Below are 13548 nucleotides of genomic sequence, written 5' to 3'. Positions count from 1 at the left end.
GCCGGGATCCGGGTCCGGGCGCGCCGCCGTTGCGGGGGCTCCGCCCCCGGACCCCCGCGCCTCAAACGCCGGCGGGGCTGTCTTTCAGCGGGGAGAAGGCTCCGCGCAGCGGCCCTGGACACGCCGACGGCCCCCCGAGCCGAGGTTCGGGGAGCCGAGGGGAAGCGGGTGGCCAGGCCCCCGCCGGACGGGACGGGAACCTGGCCGGACGGGGCCGGAGCCCCGCAATCCGTTCGACGGACGGAGTCCGGCGCAGCGGCGCGACGCCGGGGAGGCCCGCCGGGGCCGGGACGCGCGAGCGGCGCCGGAGGAATCAGACGCCCATCGCCGCGGCGAGGTCCTTCTTGATCGCGTCCAGCACTTCCTGGCCGGTCACGCGCGCCGACGCCAGGTCGGAGGCCTCGGCCACCGGCACGACGACCTCCAGGTAGCACTTCAGCTTGGGCTCCGTGCCCGACGGGCGGCAGATCACCCGGGCCTTGTACGCGCCGTCGAGGTAGTACCGCAGGCCGTCCGTGGGCGGCAGCGACTGCGTGCCCTTCGTCAGGTCCTCCGCCGAGACGACCCGCAGGCCCGCCAGCGAGACCGGCGGCTCCGCACGCAGCCGCGCCATGGCGTTCGCGATGACCGACAGGTCCGACACACGGAGCGAGAGCTGGTCGGTGGCGTGCAGGCCGTGGGCCATCGCCAGGTCGTCCAGCAGGTCGGTCAGGGTGCGGCCCTGCTCCTTCAGCTCCGAGGCCAGTTCGGCCACCAGCAGGGCGGCGGTCACGCCGTCCTTGTCGCGGACGCCCTCGGGGTCCACGCAGTAGCCGAGCGCCTCCTCGTAGCCGTAGCGCAGGCCCTCGACGCGGGCGATCCACTTGAAGCCCGTGAGGGTCTCCTCGTGGCCGACGCCCGCGGCCTCCGCGATCCGGCCCAGCAGACTGGAGGAGACGATCGACTCCGCGAAGACGCCGGTCGCGCCCTTGTGGACCAGGTGCGCCGCGAGCAGCGCTCCGACCTCGTCGCCGCGCAGCATCCGCCAGCCGTCCGCGGCGGGGACGGCCACCGCGCAACGGTCCGCGTCGGGGTCGTTCGCGATCACGATGTCCGGCTGGACCTCGGCGGCCCGGGCGAAGGCCAGGTCCATCGCGCCCGGCTCCTCCGGGTTGGGGAACGCGACCGTCGGGAAGGCCGGGTCCGGTTCGGCCTGCTCGGCGACCAGGACCGGCTCCGGGAAGCCGTGCCGGGCGAAGGCCGCCATGACGACGTCCTTGCCGACGCCGTGCATCGCCGTGTAGACCGTCCGCACCCCCCGCGGGGAGCCGGGGGTCAGGACGGCGTCCGTACGGGCGAGGTAGGCCTCCAGGACCTCGTCGCCGAGGTCCTCCCAGCCGGACTCCGGACGGGGGACCGAGGCGAGCGTGCCGACGCGGGCGATCTGGGCCGCGATCTCCGTGTCCGCCGGGGAGACGATCTGCGAGCCGTCGCCGAGGTAGACCTTGTAGCCGTTGTCCCGGGGCGGGTTGTGGCTCGCGGTCACCTCGACGCCGGCCACGGCGCCCAGGTGCCGTATGGCGTACGCGAGGACGGGCGTGGGCAGCGGGCGGGGCAGGACGGCCGCGCGCAGCCCGGCGCCGGTCATGACGGCCGCGGTGTCGCGGGCGAAGTCCGCCGACTTGTAGCGGGCGTCGTAGCCGACGACGACCAGGCCGCCGGCGTGGCCCTGGGCCTTCAGGTGGGCCGCGAGGCCCGCCGCGGCCCGGATGACCACGCTGCGGTTCATCCGCATCGGGCCCGCGCCGATCTCACCGCGCAGTCCGGCGGTGCCGAACTGGAGGGTGCCGGAGAACCGGTCGGCGAGCTCCGCCGTGTCGCCCGCCTCGATGAGCGCGGCGAGCTCGGCCGCCGTCTCCGGGTCGGGGTCCTCCGCCAGCCAGGCCCGGGCCCGGGTGATCAGGTCGTCCTGTTCCTGCACTACTTCCGCCTTACCTCTCGTACGGTCCCGGAGCCTCAGATGCGGGCGAGGACCTGGGTCAGCAGCTTGCCCATGCGCGCGGCCGAGTCGCGGCCGGCCTGGAGGACCTCTTCGTGGTTCAGCGGCTCGCCGGAGATGCCCGCCGCCAGGTTCGTGACCAGGGAGATGCCGAGCACCTCGGCGCCGGCCTCACGGGCGGCGATGGCCTCCAGCACGGTGGACATGCCGACGAGGTCGGCGCCCATCACGCGGATCATGTTGATCTCGGCCGGGGTCTCGTAGTGCGGGCCGGGGAACTGGACGTAGACGCCCTCCTCCAGGGAGGGGTCGATCTCCTTGCACAGCGCGCGCAGCCCGGGCGAGTACAGGTTCGTCAGGTCCACGAAGTTCGCGCCGATGATCGGCGAGGTGGCCGTCATGTTGATGTGGTCGCTGATCAGGACCGGCTGGCCGGGCTGCATGCCCTCGCGCAGACCGCCGCAGCCGTTGGTCAGCACGACGGTCTTGCAGCCCGCGGCGACGGCGGTGCGGACACCGTGGGCGACGGCGGCGACGCCGCGGCCCTCGTAGTAGTGGGTGCGGCCGAGGAAGACCAGCGCACGCTTGTCGCCGATCTTGTACGAGCGGACCTTGCCGCCGTGTCCTTCGACGGCGGCCGGGGGGAACCCGGGCAGCTCGGTGACGAGGAACTCGGCCTCGGGGGCGCCCAGGGCCTCGGCGGCGGGGGCCCAGCCGGAGCCCATGACGAGGGCGACATCGTGGGTCTCGGCGCCGGTGAGCTCCCGCAGGCGGGCGGCTGCGGCGTCGGCGGCGGCGGTGGGATCGGTAACAGATGCGTTCACGCAGACGAGCGTAGCCGCTCATTGCCTACGCGCGTAGATGGCACAGCTCACCATGCTCGGATCGTTGTCTTGTCGTTTCCGACCAAATGTCCGCCGTGACCCGGCGTGACCTGTGGTGACCGCCCGGAATTCCGTTCGGGCGGTCCCGTGGGGGGAATCAGCAGGGGCGCTTGCGCAGCTCCATCACGTAGTCGTGCGGGGCGCCCGCGGACTCGGCCGCGTCCGCGATCTCGCCCAGGTAGCGCGCCGAGGGCAGGCCGCCCTCGTAGCCGTTGAGCACGTAGCACCAGGCGGCTTCCTCGCCGTCCAGCGTGTGCACCCGGATCCGCATGCGCCGGTAGATGTCGAGCCCCACGCCCTCCCAGCGGTCCATCGAGTCCTCGTCCAGCGGGGCGATGTCGTACAGGGCGACGAAGACCTGGTGGCGGGGGGCCTCGACGATGGTGGCGAGGGAACCCTCCCAGCCCATCTGCTCGCCGCCGAAGGTCAGCCGCCAGTCGTTGATCCAGCCCGTGCCGCGCAGCGGCGAATGCGGAGCGCGGCGCGTCATCAGCCGCGGGTCGAGGTTGCCGGCGTACGCGGCGTAGAGCGACATGAGGTCGAGGGTACGGGAGGGGTGGCCGCGGAGGTGTGCCAGGCGGCGGTACACCCGGACGGAGTCCCGGGCGGGGACCGGGCGCGAAGCACCTTGAAGCGTGCGGGACAATGGAGCACGGAATGCATCCCCCGGGGAGAACCCCCGGACCGCCGGCCGGGGCGGCAGCCGGCCGGGTAGACGTGAGGCGGACTTTTCGTGACCCGGATCGTGATCATCGGCGGCGGACCCGGCGGGTATGAGGCGGCGCTGGTCGGCGCCCAGCTCGGCGCGGAGGTGACCGTCGTGGACTGCGACGGTCTGGGCGGGGCATCGGTCCTGACCGACTGCGTACCTTCCAAGACTCTGATCGCGACCGCAGAGGTGATGACCACCTTCGACTCCTCCTACGAGGAGCTGGGGATCATCGTCGCGGACGACACCCCGCACTTCGAGCAGGCCGCGCGTGTCGTGGGCGTGGACCTCGGCAAGGTGAACCGGCGTGTCAAGCGCCTCGCGCTCGCCCAGTCGCACGACATCACCGCCTCCGTCACCCGGGCCGGCGCCAAGGTCATGCGCGGCCGCGGCAAGCTCGGCGGCCCGCAGGGCATCGACGGCACCCGGGACGTCATCGTCACCGCCGCGGACGGCACCGAGACGATCCTGACGGCGGACGCCGTCCTCATCGCCACCGGCGGCACCCCGCGCGAGATCCCCGACGCCCAGCCCGACGGCGAGCGCATCCTGAACTGGACGCAGGTCTACGACCTGGACGAGCTCCCCGAGGAGCTCATCGTGGTCGGTTCCGGTGTGACCGGTGCCGAGTTCGCCGGCGCGTACCAGGCGCTCGGCTCCCGGGTCACCCTGGTGTCCTCCCGCGACCGCGTGCTGCCGGGCGAGGACCCCGACGCGGCCGCCGTCCTGGAGGACGTCTTCCGGCGCCGCGGCATGAACGTCGTCGGGCGCTCGCGCGCCGAGTCCGCCAAGCGGGTCGGCGACCGGGTCGAGGTCACCCTCTCCGACGGCCGGGTGCTGACCGGCACCCACTGCCTGATGGCGGTCGGCGCGATCCCGAACACGCGGAACATGAACCTGGAGGAGTCCGGCGTCCGCCTCAAGGAATCCGGGCACATCTGGACCGACAAGGTCTCGCGCACCTCGGCGCCGGGCGTCTACGCCGCCGGTGACGTCACGGGCGTCTTCGCGCTGGCCTCCGTCGCCGCCATGCAGGGGCGCATCGCGATGTACCACTTCCTCGGCGACGCGGTGGCCCCGCTGAACCTGAAGACGGTGTCCTCCAACGTCTTCACCGACCCCGAGATCGCCACCGTCGGTTACACCCAGGCGGACGTGGACGCCGGCAAGATCGACGCCCGTGTGGTGAAGCTGCCGCTGCTGCGCAACCCGCGCGCCAAGATGCAGGGCATCAGGGACGGCTTCGTGAAGATGTTCTGCCGCCCGGGCACCGGCATCGTGGTCGGCGGTGTGGTCGTCTCCCCGCGTGCGAGCGAGCTCATCCACCCGATCTCGATCGCCGTCGACAACAATCTGACGGTCGAGCAGATCGCAAACGCGTTCACCGTGTACCCCTCGCTGTCGGGGTCGATCGCCGAGGTGGCCCGCCAGTTGCACACCCGCAAGGCCGGCGGGGAGGCGTAACCCTCCCCAACCGCCCCACCCCCCAAGGGCGTTGGGGCGTGGGGCCGCCGCGTGGCCGGGTGTTCACCCGGACCTCGGGCCGCGTATACCACTAGTCGCCCTGCCATATGGACAACTTCGGTATTCCGGCGCAAAGAGCTGAAACCAGACGGTCGTTGGGGTTACTGTCAGTTTCGTGTTCGCTGCAGAACGTCGCCAATTGATCCTCGAAATGGTGCGGGCCAACGGAGCGGTTTCGCTCCGGGAGCTCGCCCGTGTCGTCCAGACCTCCGAAGTGACCGTACGGCGGGACGTGCGGGCGCTGGAGGCCGAAGGACTCCTCGACCGCCGACACGGCGGTGCGGTCTTGCCGGGCGGTTTCACGCGGGAGTCCGGCTTTCCGCAAAAGTCCCATCTCGCGACGGCGGAGAAGACCGCCATCGCCGATGTCGCGGCCGGCCTCGTCGAAGAGGGCGAGGCCGTCGTCGTCGGCGCGGGCACCACGACCCAGGAGCTGGCCCGCCGGCTCGCCCGGGTGCCCGGCCTGACCGTCGTGACCAACTCCCTCCTGGTCGCCCAGGCCCTCGCCCACGCCAACCGGGTCGAAGTCGTCATGACGGGCGGCACCCTGCGCGGATCCAACTACGCCCTGGTGGGCAGCGGGGCCGAGCAGTCCCTCCAGGGCCTGCGGGTCTCCCGGGCCTTCCTGTCGGGCAGCGGTCTGACGGCGGAGCGCGGCCTGTCCACGTCCAACATGCTCAGCGCGAGCGTGGACCGGGCGCTGGTTCAGGCGGCCGCGGAGGTGGTGGTCCTGGCGGACCACACCAAGCTCGGCACGGACACGATGTTCCAGACGGTGCCGACGGACGTGATGACCCGCCTGGTCACGGACGAGCCCCCGCCGCACGACGACCGCGCCGCCACCGAGCTCCAGGCCCTGGCGGACCAGGGTGTCCAGATCACGGTGGCGGGCGGCCAGGCCGCGGCCTCCGGCGGCCTGGACGGCCTGGGCGGCCGCCGCCCCCGCCGCGACTCCCCCCTCCCGGTCCAGCGCCGCGGCGGCCCCACGGCCCAACTCCGCAGCGCGTCGGCCCTGCCGGACCCGGGCGACCGCGAACGGGCCCGCGTGGCGGACATGCGGCGGCGGTAGTCCGCTTCCGGTCCGCCGGCTGCGGCCTCCAAGTGCCCCATGCGGGACTGGAATGGAGGCCGTAGCCGGCCGTTCTGCCGGTGCCTCGGTCACACGATGTTGATCGTCACCCCGAACCGGCTCCCGACGTCGTCTGCGAACTCTGCTCCGGCTTTGTCCGGTACACGCGTGTGCCACCAGCCGAGAGCGCTGGGATTGGCTACTTCGATGAATACGGGAGTGGCGTTGCGAAAGTCCTCATCAGTAGTGGAAACTGCAGCCAGAAACGATTCGTAATCGGCTTGCTTTTGCAGGATCGGACTGTCGAGAGCTTTCTGTAGCCGGTCTCTCACGTACAGCTCGAAGTTGTACTCGGGTAGGGAGTCTCCGTAACCCGAGAGGCATTCCTCTGTGAATCCCGCCCAGGCTGCGACATCCCGTGACGGGTGGATGTCCTCCGTTTCGCTTTCGACGCCCCAGACGCCCCGGTACGCTTTGATGAATTCGGGTCCGAAGGTTGTCTCCATCTGGCGGAGCTCCTTGTGTCGGTTGCCTGAGAGCCGTAGCCGGGTGATGCGCCCGGCTACGGCTTCAGTTTATTGCACGAACGAACCGCCGTACAGCGCGTGCTGGGTCTTCATGTACGCGACGATGTCCTTCTCGCGGCGGAAGAATGTGGAGATTTCCCCTGCGGGATTAAGAACTCCGAATCGACCCGTCTTGACGTCCATGCGGTAAAGCCATTTCTTGTCGTCGATGAGGTCGCCCTTTTGGGGGCCGCCGGACATGAAGGTCCTTGCGTCGTCTACATATTCGTTGTATCCATCCGGGGTCTGATATTCCGGCATGTCGGGTTTGCTATTCGTGTTCTTGAATCCCGTGTTCGTCCTCTTGATGCCGTACACATGATTGGAGAAATGCTGCTGCGCTTTCGCTTCCGACGTGAAGTTGGGTCGATTGTCGGCGCTGCCGGCGCCGGCCTTTTCGGTCCCACCGCTCCCGCCGCCTCCACTGCCGTTGCCCGTGGATTTGCTCGCGCTGTCGGCCTTGCTGGTGTCGGTCGACTTGGCGGCCTTTCCATCGCCGCTGGTTTGCTTCGTCTTCGATGTCGACGCCTTGGCCTGCTTGGCCGCCGTGGCCTTGGCCTCGTCGGCCTTCTTGGCCGCAGCCGCCGCTGCCTCCTGGGCGGCCTTCCGTTTGGCCGCCGCTTCCTCCAGCAGCTTCCTCGCCCGTTCGGCGGCCTCCTCTACTTGGCGTTTCCACTCGGCGAGGTCTTCGGCGTACTTGGCCATCGCCTGGTTGTAGCTCTCGACCCGCCTGAGGATGTCCCGTGCCAGAGCGAGCTTGTGCGACCAGCTGTTGAAGGCTTCCCAGGCTCGGTCCAGTGCCTTGATGATGCGCTTGGCGCGGCCGGCGAACGGGAGCGCCGCGTCGAGCGCGAGTCCGGCGCAGGCGCCCCAAGAGCCACTCAGGCAGTCTCGGATGTCGTTGTAGCCCGAGACGTCCTTCAAGATGCCCACAGCGACTTCGAGCGCGATGTCCAGGGCGCTCTTGCCCTGGATCATGCGAGCCCAGGCGGCCTCCGCGTCCGTGAAGTCCTTGATCGGCATCACGGGCGGTGCGATGGAGAGGCCGGACGGGTCGCTGAACGTCACCGGCGAGTTGTTCGCGTAGACGTACGCGTTCTGCTGCTTGGGCTCGTTGAAATCGATGATGGGGTCGACGGACAGGAATCTGCCGGTTGCGGGATCGTACTCGCGCGCGCCGAGGTGAACCGTCCCGATGGACTCGTCGAGCTCACCGCCGACGAACGACTTCCTTCCCGGCCAGACAGCCGGAGCCGCTCCGCGGACCTCGCCGTACGGAGTGAACTTCCGCCGCGTCACCGCAGAGGTAGTGGCATCCACCGCCGTGGTCGCCGTGCCGTTCTGGTCACCCATCAGATAGGACGTCGAGACCACGCCGTCCTTGGCCGTCTTGACCATCACCGGTCCGGCCGGGTGGGCGTAGTAGCGGGTGCCCTCCAGCTTGCCTGCCGCCGTCAGCTTGACCTCGGTGCCCGGCAGGTACAGCGTCGTGCCGGTCTTGTCGCGCTTGATCAGACGGTTGCCGGCGGCGTCGTAGACGAATCCGGTGCTGTCGGTCCCCTTCGTGACCTTCTCGAGCTGACCCGTGCTGCTCCAGTCCAGGGTCTGGGTTTCGCCCTGGATGGTCCGGGTCTTGGTGTTGCCCGCGGCGTCGTAGGTATACGACTCGGTGCGGGAACCGCCCGGCCCGGTGGTTTCCACCTTCTTCAGACCGTTGGCGGCGGCCTGTCCGGGAGTGCCGTAGGTGTAGGTACGGGTGACGTCCTTGGTGGTGTCACCGGTCGGGGAGTGCTGGACGTCCTTCGTGCGGTTTCCGGCCGCGTCGAAGCTGTACGAGCTCCAGTACGGGTTGGGGCCGCCGACCTGCGGCTTGGCGCCGGGGCCGGAACCGTTCGGCTGGGCCGCACAGTCGTCCGTGGCCGTCCAGGCCTCGTTCATGCGGCGCAGATAGTCGTACGCGAAGCACTGCACGTCGGCAGTGGTGTTCGTGCCCTCCTTGTCGGAGATCTTGAGGATGTTGCCGACGTCGTCGTACTTGAACGTCGTGTCGTTGATCGCTCCCGGCGACTTCTCCCGGCTGTTGACCGTCCGGGTGAGCCGGCGCGTCTGCTCGTCGTAGTAGTTCGTCGTGTAGACCTGCGACAAAGCAGGACCCGTGTAGGTGCGGAGGACGTCTCCCATCGGCGAGTAGTCGACCTTGTCGACGAACGTCTTCCCCTCGATGCCCATCATCGTGGGCAGCTCGAAGTGGTTGTACTGCATCTCGGTGAGTTCGATGGGCAGGCCGGCGACGGCCGGCTGCTCCGTCCACTCGACCAGGCCGGTGTTGGGCCGGTAGCCGGTGGTGAACTCGTACGAACCGCCCAACGCTCCCTCAGAGGACGGGATCGTGATCTTGGATCCGGTCGCGCGGTACTCGGTGTCGTAGCCCGTGACCTCCTGGGTGTACGCCTTGCCGTCCACGTGCCGCGTCGAGGACACCGGCAGGCCGATGGCGCCCGGCAGGGTGTCGAAGGTGGCCGAGGTCAGCTTCGGACCGGTCGCCGAACCCTCGTGGGTCGCGATGACCCGGCCCAGCGCGTCGTACTCGGGGAAGACGGCCTTGCCGCGGGCGTCGGTCACCGACTCCACGCGGTCGCCCTTGCCGTACGTGGTCGTCGACGTGCCCTTGTCGGGGTCCGTCTGCTTGGTCTGGCGGCCGCGGATGTCGTACTCGAAGCCCCACTTGTCGCCCGCCTGGTTGACGACCGACTCCAGCGCTCCGCGCTGGTTGTAGGTGTACCGCGTGGTGTCGTACGCGCCCGTCGGGGAGTCGGACCTGAAGAAGCGGAGCTCCGTCTTGCGGCCCGCGCCGTCCAGGAAGGCACGGGTCGGGGTCTCGCCCTTCGGGGGGTCGACCGTGATGTTGTCGCCGCCGTACGTCGTCGTCGTGCGGGACGTCTCCTCGCCGAACTTGCGCGAGATCTGGGCGACCGAACGGCCGGAGCCGTCGTACTGGGTCATCGTCGAGGACGGGACCTCGTTGTCCTTCGGGGCGAACTGCACCCCAGAGGCCGTACCGGCCGTGTAGTAGGCGCCGTTGGACTTCCAGACCTGGCCGAGGCTGTTGTAGAAGGTGTCCGAGATGATCCGGCCACCGCCCAGCGCCTCCATCTGGGTCTGGCGGATGCGCAGGCTGCTGTCGTAGATGTCGTAGCTGGTGCGGTAGGTGCCGTCGTCCAGCAGTGCCTTGTTGGTGATGACGACCGGACCGTCGGTGCGGACGTCGTACGAGAACATGCCGTTCGGCGACTTGTTCTGCGGGTTGCGGGACGGGGACCAGACCTTGGACAGGCGGCCGAGGGAGTCGTACTCCATCACCTGACGGCGGCCGTTGGCGTCCTGCTTGGCCAGGATCGAGCCGCGGCCCTGGTCGGTCTCCGTGGTCTGGGTGTGACCCGCGTGGTTGGTCGTGACGACCTTGGTGGCGATCTGGCCGGACGCCGGTGTGTAGTCCAGCTTGGTCGTCTTGCCGAAGACGTCCGTGGTGGTCTTCGGGCGGCCGTACGCGTCGAAGGTCGCGCTGCCGTCCACCTGGTAGGTGGGCGTGCTGCCGCTGTAGCCGGTCAGCGACTCGGTCTGCCTGACGTTGCCGGCCGCGTCGTAGGACATCCTGACGTCCGACGTCACGTCCGCCGGACGCGCCACGTTCGCCGCGTCACAGGCCTTGGCGACCGTCTCCACCCGCTTCTGGCGGGCGATGATCCAGCGGGCCTCGTCCGTGTCGTACTCGTACCGGCTGCAACTGTCGTCGGACGGGTCCGCGACGTCGCCCTTGTTCGACACCCACTGCGCGAAGCCGCGGTTGTCGTACTTGGTCTCCATCGCCGTACGGCGCCAGCCGCGGCCGTCCGACAGGAGGATGCGCGAGCCGACGTGCGTGGTCTGCTGGACGAACGCCTGCTGGGGCTCGATGTCCTCGGCGGCCGTCTCGCCCTTGCGCAGGCGGGTCGCCGTGGGGCCGTGCAGCCACGGGGTGTACGTGGTGGCCGCTTCGAGTGCGCCGCCCTCGCCGTTGTACGCCAGGACCTCGCGGGTCTGGCCGGCGTAGAGGCGGTGGTCCGCCATCTCGACGCCCTCGGAGTCCTTCACCTTGACCGACCGGATGCCGCCCGCGGGCGTCGCCCGGTCTCCGTCGAGGCCGCGGAAGAACAGCGTCTCCGTCTGGGAGCGCTTGTCCGGGGCCTGGCCGATGAAGGTCCGGACCCGCTCGTAGCCGCGCCACTGGGACCAGGTGCGCGTCTTGGGACGCATCATCTCGGTCTCGTCGTCGTACGCCCACGCCGGGTCGCCGAGGAACTCGTACTCGGTACGCCGCGACGGCGAGTTGCCGTTGCGGTCGTCCTCCTGGACCCAGTCCACGACGTGCTTGTGGAACCAGTCGGTGGAGTAGATCTTCCGCTCGTGCTTGGGGTCGGTCGGATCCGGAAGCTCGGAGACCACCGGATAGCAGCGCAGCGTGTTGGTCTCCGGCGACGCCGGCAGCACGCGCGGGTCCGCCCCGCGGCACTGGTTGTCCTTGTAGTGCGCCAGGACCGTCGAGCCCGTCTCGGTGTCGATCGCCTCGATCCGGTAGCGGCGGTAGGGCGGCTTTCCGTCACCCTGGGCGTCGACGCGGTTGTCGAGCTGCTTGCCGCGGAACTTCACGGCCGGCAGGTCGAGCGGCGTACCGTTCTTGCCGAAGTGCTTGATCTCGGACAGCCACAGCGGATAGTCCGTACCGTCACCGGTCGCGGGGAAGCTCTGCTTCAGCGTCCAGGTGTCGACCGGCTTGTGCGTGGTGCCGTTCCACACGAAGGTGTTGACCTCGGTCAGCCGCTTGCGGGTGAAGAAGGTCGGGGTGAACCGCCCCTTGCACTCCTCGCCCTTCGCGCAGAGCTGGTCGCCCGGGGTGTCGGGCCACTCCTTCGCAATCTCCCAGGCGACCTCCGGCTTCAGCTTCGCCGGGTTGCAGTCGAAGGTCTTGGTGGTGATGCAGCGTTCCTCGACCTTGAAGTTCACCTGGGCCGGTGCGCTGGCGAACAGGTTGTCGCTGCGCAGGCCGTAGGAGACGTGGTCCAGCCAGCCGGACCGGTCGTACGCGCGGGCGGTCGAACCACCGGCGATCTTGTAGTTCGATCCGTAGTAGTTGGCTTCCTTCTCGTACCAGTACGTCATCGCGTTGCCGCGCGGGTCCACGACGTAGTCGAGGTTCCACCGGTACGTCTGGTCGCAGACCGCGTCGGCGAACGTCGCGGTGTAGCAGGGCTCGCCCGGGTGGTTGGCGTAGACGGGGACGTTCCAGGCCGAGTTGGTGACGGGCTTGCCCGCGGTCCACCCGGGGACCTTGTTCAGGCCGAAGTAGAACTGGATGCCCTGGGGGTTGGTGAACCGCCAGTGGTCACCCTCCTTGTCACCGTTCTGCGCGCCCTGGAGCAGCTCGATCCGCGAGCCGTCGTCCTTGGCCGGGCGCCACTTCTTGGTGGCGTCGTCGAGGACGAGCGGCGTGGAGCCGCCGTTCAGGGACATGGTGACCATCGGAGCGCCGTGGCACAGGTCGCCCGTGTCGTCCTTCGGGTTGTTGTACCCGGAGTCCTTGCGCTTGTCCTGGCTGCAGGGGACGTAGCCCCGCTCGATGTAGTTCGAGGCGAGGTCCCAGCCGTCGCCGACCCACGAGGTCTGCTGGGCCGAGGCGCTGGTGCGGCCGTCGATCTGAGAGCTCGAGTAGCCCAGCGACAGCGACGGGCTCGGACCGCCCAGGGAGGCGGGGATCTCCAGCGGGTAGGACCAGGAGAAGTCACCCGCCGAGCCGCCGGCCTGCCAGGAACCCGACGGGTTCAGCGAGGTGGCCTTGTACGTGCCGTTCGCGCCGTCGGCGCCGGGGGAGGCGGCCAGGGTCATCCCGCCGGCGGCGGCGGGGGTGAAGGCCGGGCCCGCGGCGGCCGGGGCGTTGAGGAAGGACTTGCCGGCGGGTTTCGGTGCCGGGGCGCCCTTGGCCGGGGCGTCGAAGGTGGCGACGAGCTTGCCGGTCTCGGCGTCGTTCTTCGTGGTGACCGGCGTGCTGCCCTGGCATTCGGGCTTCTGCGGGGTGGTCAGCGCACAGGTCGGGATCGCCGTGAAGCGGAGCCGGGATCCCCAGCTGCCGCCGTAGGCGTTCTTGAAGGCGGCGTAGTCCAGCTCGACCGAGACGGGGGCCGCGGTGGTGCCCGCGTCGGTGCGCTCGACGGAGAGGAGCAGACTGCCCGCGAGGCCGGCGTGCTTGGCGGCGGCCTGATCGTGCAGATCGACCTTGACCTTGACGTCGGTGGGGGCGGCCGGCGCGGCGTCCGCGGCCGGAGCCGAGCCGGCGGCGGACCGCTTGGCCGCGGCGGGCGCCTTTCCGACGGCCGTGGACGCGACCGACACCGGAAGCTTGCCGGCCTTGACCGACTGGCCGGTCGTGCCCGTCGGGAGCGCGAAGGCCCCGGCGGAGGGCGACGCCTTCAGTGCCATGGCGGGCGCTGCCGGGGTGTTCGGCAGCGTGATCTCGGCAGAGCCCGCTGCGGGCCACGCGATCTTCGGAGCGCCCTTCCATGCCTTCGTCTGGGACTCGGCGGGACCGGGCGCGGGCTTGCCCTTGACCGGCTCGCCGGTGACCTTGGTCAGCTTCTGGTTGCCGGGCAACGAGGGCCCGGCGGCGGACGCGTCGATCGCGGTCAGCCCGGTGGTCAGCATGGCGAGACCCAGAACGGGTATCGGCCACCGCCAGACACGCCTCAAAGGCGCACGCATGACGTGCGCCTGGGATCTTTTCAAAATTC

The 13548-nt window shown here is 69.7% G+C and carries 7 protein-coding genes; 2 read left to right on the top strand and 5 right to left on the bottom strand.

What is annotated here, in order from left to right:
- Nucleotides 1–313: 313 nt before the first annotated feature.
- The 3 genes from AAT21_RS24485 to AAT21_RS24475 form a co-directional block, all read right to left on the bottom strand.
- Nucleotides 314–1960: a phospho-sugar mutase gene (locus tag AAT21_RS24485; RefSeq protein WP_046779137.1), complete on the bottom strand. Its 1647-nt coding sequence runs from the start codon at nt 1958–1960 to the stop codon at nt 314–316.
- Nucleotides 1961–1995: 35 nt separating this feature from the next.
- Complete coding sequence (locus AAT21_RS24480) at nt 1996–2802, bottom strand: purine-nucleoside phosphorylase (RefSeq protein WP_045321862.1); 807 nt, start codon at nt 2800–2802, stop codon at nt 1996–1998.
- 157 nt (nt 2803–2959) lie between these two features.
- Complete coding sequence (locus AAT21_RS24475) at nt 2960–3397, bottom strand: gamma-glutamylcyclotransferase (protein ID WP_030822886.1); 438 nt, start codon at nt 3395–3397, stop codon at nt 2960–2962.
- Between the two features lie 198 nt (nt 3398–3595).
- Between AAT21_RS24475 and AAT21_RS24470 the strand changes: the two genes are divergently transcribed.
- Together AAT21_RS24470 and AAT21_RS24465 are read left to right on the top strand one after the other, a co-directional pair.
- A complete protein-coding gene (locus AAT21_RS24470) occupies nt 3596–5035 on the top strand; it encodes an NAD(P)H-quinone dehydrogenase (protein WP_046779136.1) in 1440 nt (479 codons plus the stop codon).
- Nucleotides 5036–5210: 175 nt separating this feature from the next.
- Nucleotides 5211–6164, top strand: a complete 954-nt coding sequence (locus tag AAT21_RS24465; RefSeq protein ID WP_079025938.1) for a DeoR/GlpR family DNA-binding transcription regulator — start codon at nt 5211–5213, stop codon at nt 6162–6164.
- An 89-nt stretch (nt 6165–6253) separates the two neighbouring features.
- Here the strand turns inward: AAT21_RS24465 and AAT21_RS24460 are convergent, their stop codons facing one another.
- Nucleotides 6254–6670: a hypothetical protein gene (locus AAT21_RS24460; protein ID WP_046779134.1), complete on the bottom strand. Its 417-nt coding sequence runs from the start codon at nt 6668–6670 to the stop codon at nt 6254–6256.
- Between the two features lie 69 nt (nt 6671–6739).
- Complete coding sequence (locus AAT21_RS24455) at nt 6740–13462, bottom strand: RHS repeat domain-containing protein (protein WP_052757975.1); 6723 nt, start codon at nt 13460–13462, stop codon at nt 6740–6742.
- Nucleotides 13463–13548 lie beyond the last annotated feature (86 nt).

Origin of the sequence: Streptomyces yangpuensis, assembly GCF_001005295.1 — a bacterium.
GTDB classification, from domain to species: domain Bacteria; phylum Actinomycetota; class Actinomycetes; order Streptomycetales; family Streptomycetaceae; genus Streptomyces; species Streptomyces yangpuensis.
The sequence above is the reverse complement of the archived record's forward strand: the minus strand, read 5'-3'. Positions and strand labels throughout refer to the sequence as shown.

What these genes read in the sequence shown, in the direction of transcription:
- AAT21_RS24460 (WP_046779134.1), bottom strand. Translation starts at nt 6,670, where the DNA reads ATGGAGACAACCTTCGGACCCGAATTCATCAAAGCGTACCGGGGCGTC.
- AAT21_RS24475 (WP_030822886.1), bottom strand. Translation starts at nt 3,397, where the DNA reads ATGTCGCTCTACGCCGCGTACGCCGGCAACCTCGACCCGCGGCTGATG.
- AAT21_RS24455 (WP_052757975.1), bottom strand. Translation starts at nt 13,462, where the DNA reads ATGCTGACCACCGGGCTGACCGCGATCGACGCGTCCGCCGCCGGGCCC.